This window comes from Pseudoduganella rivuli, assembly GCF_009674485.1.
GTDB lineage: Bacteria > Pseudomonadota > Gammaproteobacteria > Burkholderiales > Burkholderiaceae_D > Rugamonas > Rugamonas rivuli_B.
The window spans coordinates 1-7,606 of record NZ_WKJJ01000050.1; the positions used below are offsets into that span (position 1 = coordinate 1).

The 7,606-nt window shown below is 64.9% G+C and carries 8 protein-coding genes; 1 reads left to right on the forward strand and 7 read right to left on the reverse strand.

The features are described from left to right. Positions 1-130: 130 nt before the first annotated feature. The 3 genes from GJ700_RS34505 to GJ700_RS34515 form a co-directional block, all read right to left on the reverse strand. Entirely contained in the window at positions 131-433 is a 303-nt protein-coding gene (locus GJ700_RS34505; protein WP_371868261.1) for a DUF1294 domain-containing protein, read from the reverse strand. Continuing rightward, positions 434-1,462, reverse strand: a complete 1,029-nt coding sequence (trpS, locus tag GJ700_RS34510) for a tryptophan--tRNA ligase (RefSeq protein WP_154382723.1) — start codon at positions 1,460-1,462, stop codon at positions 434-436. A 227-nt stretch (positions 1,463-1,689) separates the two neighbouring features. Next, positions 1,690-2,130, reverse strand: a complete 441-nt coding sequence (locus GJ700_RS34515) for a YXWGXW repeat-containing protein (RefSeq protein WP_154382725.1) — start codon at positions 2,128-2,130, stop codon at positions 1,690-1,692. Positions 2,131-2,277: 147 nt separating this feature from the next. Here GJ700_RS34515 and GJ700_RS34520 point away from each other — a divergent pair, with 147 nt between their 5' ends. Beyond that, a complete protein-coding gene (locus tag GJ700_RS34520; RefSeq protein ID WP_154382728.1) occupies positions 2,278-4,191 on the forward strand; it encodes a CocE/NonD family hydrolase in 1,914 nt (637 codons plus the stop codon). Positions 4,192-4,194: 3 nt separating this feature from the next. Here GJ700_RS34520 and GJ700_RS34525 read toward each other — a convergent pair whose 3' ends face one another. The 4 genes from GJ700_RS34525 to GJ700_RS34540 all read right to left on the reverse strand — a co-directional run. Continuing rightward, positions 4,195-5,022 (reverse strand): substrate-binding periplasmic protein, encoded by an 828-nt coding sequence (locus tag GJ700_RS34525; RefSeq protein ID WP_154382730.1) that lies wholly within the window; start codon positions 5,020-5,022, stop codon positions 4,195-4,197. Then, a complete protein-coding gene (locus GJ700_RS34530) occupies positions 5,019-6,272 on the reverse strand; it encodes a TCR/Tet family MFS transporter (protein WP_229507415.1) in 1,254 nt (417 codons plus the stop codon). The genes GJ700_RS34525 and GJ700_RS34530 overlap by 4 nt, the downstream gene beginning before the upstream one ends. A gap of 12 nt (positions 6,273-6,284) precedes the next feature. Continuing rightward, entirely contained in the window at positions 6,285-6,944 is a 660-nt protein-coding gene (locus GJ700_RS34535; RefSeq protein WP_154382732.1) for an HD domain-containing protein, read from the reverse strand. A 154-nt stretch (positions 6,945-7,098) separates the two neighbouring features. Continuing rightward, positions 7,099-7,606 (reverse strand): ribonuclease HI family protein (locus GJ700_RS34540; RefSeq protein ID WP_154382733.1); only part of this gene is annotated, 508 nt, incomplete at its 5' end.

Genomic DNA, 7,606 nt, shown 5'->3' on the forward strand with positions numbered 1-7,606 from the left:
TGCCGGCTGCCCCGGCGTCAAGGAAGATACACCCTTGACCCCGGGCCAGTCGGCGAATAGGCGGAGCACAGTTTGGAAAGAATTTGCTGACGTACCTGGACAAACTTCATAGAAGGGCGGCTTGGTTGTATCAAGCCGCCATTGCCCGCACGCCGCCACCGTAGAGAAAAACCAGCGCCCCCAGCGCAGCCACGTTCAGGAACACGGTGACCCAAAACCGCCACCGGAACGACGCCTTGACCGACTTATGCCGCAGCCACCGCTGCGCCACCATGCCGCCGGGCCAGCCGCAGCACAGTCCCAGCATCAGCAAGGTCCGTTCAGGAACCCGCCAGCGGCCGGCGCGCGCGGCCGACTTGTCGGCCGCGTAGAAAAGAAAGCACACGACGCTGGCGATGCCGTACACCACCAGCGTCCAGGTCAGCGCCCTCACTTAGAAGTAATTCAGGCCCAGCGCGGACTTGACTTCATCCGTGGTGCGGGCCGCCACTTCGCGGGCGCGCATGGTGCCTTCCTTCAGCACTTGCATCACATAACCCTTGTCCTTGGCCAGTTCTTCGCGGCGCGCGCGGATCGGGGCCAGCAATTCCTGCAGCACCGCGTCCAGGCGTTTCTTGACGATGGAATCGCCCAGGCCGCCGCGCTGGTAGTGCGCTTTCATTTCCGCCAGCGAAGCCTTGTCGTTGTCGAACGCATCCAGGTAAATGAAGGCGACGTTGCCTTCCAGGTGGCCGGGATCTTCCACGCGCAGGTGCAGCGGATCGGTATAGACTTTTTTCACGGCGGCGCGGATTTCATCGGCGGACGCGCCCAGGTTGATGGTGTTGCCCAGCGATTTACTCATCTTGGCTTTGCCATCCGTGCCCGGCAGGCGGCCGATTTCCGGCACCAGCGCCTTGCACTCGACGAGGATTTCCTGGTTATACGTGCGGTTGAAGCGGCGCACGATTTCATTGGTCTGCTCGATCATCGGGATCTGGTCTTCGCCCACCGGCACCACTTGCGCCTTGAACGCCGTGATGTCGGCCGCCTGGCTGGCAGGGTAGGTCAGGAAGCCGGCCGGGATGTCGCGCTCGAAGCCGCGCAATACGATTTCCTGCTTGACGGTCGGATTGCGCTCCAGGCGCGCCACCGTCACCAGGTTCAGGTAATAGAACGTCAGTTCGGCCAGTTCCGGAATCTGCGACTGGATGAAAATCGTGGTCTTCGCAGGATCGATGCCCACCGCCAGGTAATCCAGCGCGACTTCGACCACGTTGCGATGCACCTTGTCGATGTCATCCATGTTGTCCGTCAACGCCTGGGAATCGGCCAGCATCACGAACTGCTTGTAGTCGTGCTGGTATTGCACGCGGCCGCGCAGGCTGCCGACGTAATGGCCCAGGTGCAGGGGACCGGTCGGGCGGTCGCCCGTCAGGATCACGGTAGGGGAGGTGGTGCTCGGTGCGGCTGGCTGGTTCATACGGGGTTCCTTATCCTTGCCCCCGCCTGATGCGCCAACAAAAACGCCACCTTGCAGAGGCGGCGTTGACTAATTATTCACATCACTATTCAATGGCCGCGCTGGTTCAGCGGCGCCACCAATTTTGGCTATGCATGCAGGAGCGATGTGGTTGGAAAACTTTCATCCCGTAATGGTTGCACCTTGCCGCGGCCCTGTCAAGGCCGCGGCAAGCCCGGCGTCAGGGATTAATAGCGGCGCGGGTTGTTGGGTTGCGCATCGGCGCGGTTGGGCACGCCGTCATTGTCGCGGTCGCGGTCATAGCGGTTCGGGATGCCATCGTTGTCGCGGTCGCGGTCATAGCGGTTGGGAATACCATCATGGTCGCGGTCGCCCCGGCCCCAGCGGCCCCGTTCGGCCACCCAGCGGCCATCGCGTTCTTCCCACGTTTGCGGGTGATACACGTAGCCCGGCCGGTCGCGGATCCACTTGCCACGGATCCACACGTAGCGGCGGCCGTTCCAGTCCCAGTGGCCTTCGACCCACGTATAGCCGTGGCGGGCGTCGGGAATGGCTTCGGTGCGGGGTGGCGGCGGCGCCGTGCGCACGATGATGGTATCGGCAAACGACGGCACTGCGGTGGCGCCCATGGCGCCCGCCAGCGCGACGGCAATCAGCAGTTTTTTCATGATCTGTCCTCCTGAAAGTATGCCGCCACTGTAGGCTGACTCAACGGCGCGGTATGTGCGCGCACGCGCACAGTATGGCTGTTGCCGAAGGTAATGGTGTTCGGTACGATGGGGCCTTGCTTATTGAGAATAACGAGGAACCCCTTCATGCCACAATGCCTGCCGGCTGCGATCACCTTGTCCCTGTTACTGTCATCCGTGGCGATGGCGCAAACCCCTCCGATGGCGCCGGATATTCCCGCCAGTTTCGAAGCCCCCGTGGCGCAGGCGGATTACATCCGCCGCGTCGTCATGATTCCCATGCGCGACGGCGTCAAACTGTACACCGTCATCATGATCCCCAAGGGCGCGAAGAACGCGCCGATGCTGCTGACCCGCACCCCGTACAACGCGGCGCGGCGCGCGCAGCGCAATGTCAGCCCATCGCTGCTGGCTTCCTTGCCGCAGGGCGACGAATTCTTCGTGGCCGACGGCTATATCCGCGTGTTCCAGGATGTGCGGGGCAAATACGGTTCCGAAGGCGATTACGTGATGACGCGCCCGCTGCGCGGTCCGCTCAACAATACGAAAACCGACCATGCCACCGATGCGTGGGACACCATCGAATGGCTGGTGAAAAATGTCGCCGAATCCAATGGCAAGGTCGGCATGCTGGGTTCGTCGTACGAAGGCTTTACCGTCATGATGGCGCTGGCCGACCCGCATCCGGCGCTGAAAGTCGCCGCGCCGATGAGCGCCATGGTCGACGGCTGGCGCGGCGACGACTGGTTCCACAATGGCGCGTTCCGCATGCCGTCGCTCGACTACGTGGCCGGACAGACCACGGTGAAAGGCCGGGGCGAAGGGCTGGCCAGCGGCATTTACGACGATTACGACAGCGTGCTGCGCTCCGGTTCCGCGGCCGGCTATGCGAAGCGTTTCGGCCTGGACCAGTTGAATTTCACGAAAAAACTGTTCGAGCACCCGGCCTATGACCAGTACTGGCAAGAGCAGGCGCTGGACCGGCTGGTGGGGGCGCGCAAGCTGCAAGTGCCGACCATGCACATCGTCGGCCAGTGGGACCAGGAAGATATCTACGGCCCTTACGCGGCCTACGCGGCGATGGAAAAGCAGGACAAGGACAACCGCATGAATTTCCTGGCGATCGGCCCGTGGCGCCACAGCGGCGTCAATTACGATGGCAGCCGGTTGGGCGCGTTGCGTTTCGAAGGCGATACGGCGCGCCAGTTCCGCCGCGACGTGCTGCAACCGTTCTTCAACCAGTACCTCAAGGACGGCGCGCCGCCCGCCGATACGCCGCCGGTGCTCAGCTACCAGTCCGGCGCCGACCGCTGGCAGCGCTATGCGCAATGGCCGCAATCGTGCGCGTCGGGCTGCCCGGCGGCGGCGCGCACGCTGTACCTGCAGCCGGGCCTGGGCCTGGACTTCGTGGCGGCCAAACGCGACGGCCATGACGATTACATTGCCGACCCGATGAAGCCCGTGCCGTTCGTGCCGCGCCCCGTGCGCCTGCACGATGAAAACGTGTGGAAGCCGTGGCTGGTCAGCGACCAGCGCTTCGCCAGCGACCGTCCGGACGTGCTGGTGTACATGACCGCGCCGCTGGCGGCGCCGCTGGCCATTGCCGGGGCGCCGCAAGTGGATTTGCATGCGGCGACCACCGGCACGGATGCCGACTGGGTGGTGAAGCTGATCGACGTGTATCCGGATGAAGTGCCGTCACAGCCGGAAATGGGTGGCTACCAGCAGGGCATCGCGATGGACATTTTCCGGGGACGCTACCGCGACAGCCTGTCCCATCCGACCCCGATTCCCGCAGGCCAGGTACAGCGCTACCGCTTCGCGCTGCCCAATGCGAACCACGTGTTCCTGCCGGGCCACCGCATCATGGTGCAGATCCAGTCCAGCTGGTTCCCGCTGTATGACCGCAACCCGCAAACTTACGTGCCGAATATTTTCCACGCGCAGCCCGGCGACTACCGCAAGGCCACGCACAGCGTGTATTACGGGACGAAGGCGGGCAGCGCGATTGAATTGCCGGTGATCGATTACCGGCCGTGACAGTCAGCGCGGGCGCACGCTTTCGGCCAGCAAATCCGCCCGGTACGTGCGCTGGAACCCTTCCAGGATCGCGGGTGATTTCGCCACCCGCTCGATCAGGTCGCGCACGGCGGCCTGGTCTTCCTGGCTCAGCGACTGGCGCGACACATAGGCGCCGCTCCAGTTCCATGGCAATTCGGGGATCGCTTCGACCCGCAGCCGGTCGGCCAGTCCCGCCACGCGCGGGTCGCGCTGGACGGCGCCGTGGAAGGTGGTGGGCCCCATGATGGTGACGTCGATGGCGCCCGCCTGCATCAGGCGGGCGATGGCGACGGTGTCGACTTCCTGGTACAGCCGGCCCTGGCGCGCCAGTTCCCGCACCAGCCACTGGTATTGTTCGCCGAAGTCATAGCCGCGCACCACGGCCACCCGCAATTCCTTGCGGTCCAATAAGTCCTGCGCGGACGTCAGTGGCGCGCGCGTGCCGCCGGCCAGCGACAGCAGCGTGGCGCGGTGGCTGATCATGGGCACGAAGATGCCGATCTTGTCGCGCGCCGGTGTGCGCGATGCGGGGATCAGCACATCGGCCTTGCCCATTTCGAACAGTACTTCCAGCCGCGCGCGGGGCACCACGGAGTACACGAATTTGCAGCCGGCCTTTTGCACGGCGTGCTGCAGCGCTTCAGGATAGATGCCGCCGACCGAGCCGTTTTCCAGTTGGGTCGTGCTCATGCCGATCAGCGCCACCGGCACCTGGATATCGCGCGAGCAGGAACCCTGCGCCTGTTGCGCGGCGGCGTGACCGCTCAACAGCGCCGCCAGCATGGCGGCGGAAACCACGCGGCGCATCATGCAGACTGCCCCCTGGCGCGGCGGCGCGCCGAAAAATAATGGTAAGCGACCATGATGGCGATGGCTTGCATCGTGGAGCACATGAAGAAACTGGTGCCGATGCGCCAGTCGTTCGGCGGCAAATGGCTGACCTGGCCCAGCACGAAGCTGCCCAGCAGCGGCATCAGGATGGCCCCCAGGCTGCTGATCGATTGCAGGGAGCCCATCAGTTCACCCTGTTCGTTGGCGGGCGTGGCCTTGGAAATGATCCCCTGCAGCGCCGGGCCGGCGGCAAAGGCCAGCAGGTTGCAGCAAATGAACAGGTACATCATCCAGCCTTGCGTAGCCAGCCCGTACAGCAGGTAGGTGATGCAGCCGGACGCCAGCCCGATCAGGGTCAGCCGCACTTCGCCAAACACGCGCATGAACACGCCCAGCAGGCCGGCCTGCACCACGGCGGCCGCCATGCCGACGCAGAACAGCGCCAGGCCGTTTTGTCCCGTGCTCCAGTTGAAGCGGAAGCTGGTGTACAGCACCCACGTCGATTGCAGCATCATTTGCGCGCACGTCATCAGCGCGAAAGCGACGACCAGGCCGCGGATATCGTCGCGCCCCGCCAGCTTGAAGACGCCGGCAAGCGGATTGACGCGCGTCAGCTTGAACGGCGCGCGCTGGGCTTGCGGCAGCGATTCCGGCACGCAGAAATAGCCATACAGGAAGTTGGCGGCGGACAGCGCGGCGGCCGCGTAAAACGGCAGATGCAGGTTGACGTCGCCCAGCAAGCCGCCCAGCATCGGACCCGCGATAAAGCCCAGGCCGAAGGCGGCGCCGATCTTGCCAAAGCTCCTGGCGCGGTTTTCATGGGTCGAGATGTCCGACGCGTAGGCCGACGCCACCGACATGCTGGCCGACGACATGCCGCCGATCACGCGGCCGATGAACATGTACGCCAGGTTCGGCGCCAGCGCCGTCGACAGGAAATTGATGCACATGCCGGCCATCGAATACAGCAGCACGGGGCGGCGTCCCACACGGTCGCTGATGGCGCCCAGCATGGGCATGAAAATGAATTGCATCAGGCCGAACACGGCGCCCATGACGCCATACCACAGCGCCTGCGCTTCCTTGTCGTGCACGTACTCGCCCACCAGGATCGGCAGCACCGGCACCACGAGGCCGATGCCCAGCATGTCGATGAAGACACACACCAGGACGAAATTCAGGTTGCCTTTGGACGGCGCCGGAGTTTGCTCGGCAGGGGCTGGCATCATGCGGAGCGCACCTTAAGGCGTGGCGGGGCTGGCGGCCCACTCGGCAATGAAACTGTCGCGGAACGACGCCAGTTCGGCCAGCCGCGCCTGTCCTATGCGGCGGCCCGCCTCGGTCTGCATCTTGGCGGGCAAGGTGGCCAGCTTGACTTCGATGTGATCGAGCGAGTACATCTTGTCGTCGAGTTCGCGGTGCAGCGCCATCGGGTCGTCCGCGTGCGCCAGTGCGCAGCCCATGCGGCCCGCCGTATAAAACATGCGGGCCAGGCCGACGGCGCCCAGCGCATCGAGGCGGTCGGCATCCTGCACGATTTTCGCCTCGATGGTTTCCGGCGTGATGCCGGCGGAAAAACTATGGCTCTCGATCGCGTGCGCCACGGCGGCCAGCCGGTTCGACGGGAATCCCAGCGCCGCCAGCTGGCGGCTGGCCAGCAGGGCGGCCTGGCGCGACGCCAGGTGCCGTTCCGGGTGGTTTTTCGGCAAATTCACGAGGTCATGCAGATAGCAGGCGGCCAGCACGACCAGCGCATCGGCCTCCGGGTAATCGTCCATCAGCTGGGTGGCGTTGCGCCACACGCGATGCAGGTGATTGGTATCATGCGCGCCATCGTCCCCAAAGGCGCTTGCGGCCAGCGCCACCAGGCGCGGATGCCAGCTGCTCAACAGCGTATTCATTGGTCTCCAGTCTTTCTTGCCTTCCCTGGTGAAAGCACAAGGCGGCGTTTGTCCAATTGTGGCATGGGATTGCCAGTTTCACCATAGGTGATTTTGTTGTCGCGCAAAAACGTTGCTTATGGATAATATTGTGGTTTCGCGGGCGGACCCGGTGTCACCGCCGCGCCGCCAAGTCTGTGGCGGCAGCACCACAATCCGCGGCGGGGCCAGGTCCCTGGCCGGCGCCAAAAGCTTGCTGCGACAACCGGTCCGCGTCGCCGTTGCGGTGGCGCGGTACCCAGCGCAGCGTCACGCCGCCCACCTGCGCCATCAAGTCCCGTACCTGTGCGCGGTACACATCCATGCCTTTGGCGGCCGGCCCGGGCGCGCCCACGTCGCCGATGACGACCTGGCTGTCGCCATACACCGTCAGCGGCGTGGCGCCGGCCTGGCGCGCCGCGTCCAGCAACGCGATCAGCGCCAGGTATTCCGCGTCGCTGCTGCCCCCATGTCCGGCGCGGCGGCTGATTTCCACCCGTTCCCCGCGCGGCCCGCACAGCAGCGCACCGATGCCGATGGCGCCCGGATTGGGCGTGGCCGAGCCGTCGAACCAGGCGCGCCATGCGCCGGCTTCCACCGGCGCGCGCCGGGCTTCGCGGGCCAGCCTGGCCGCATGCCGCTCC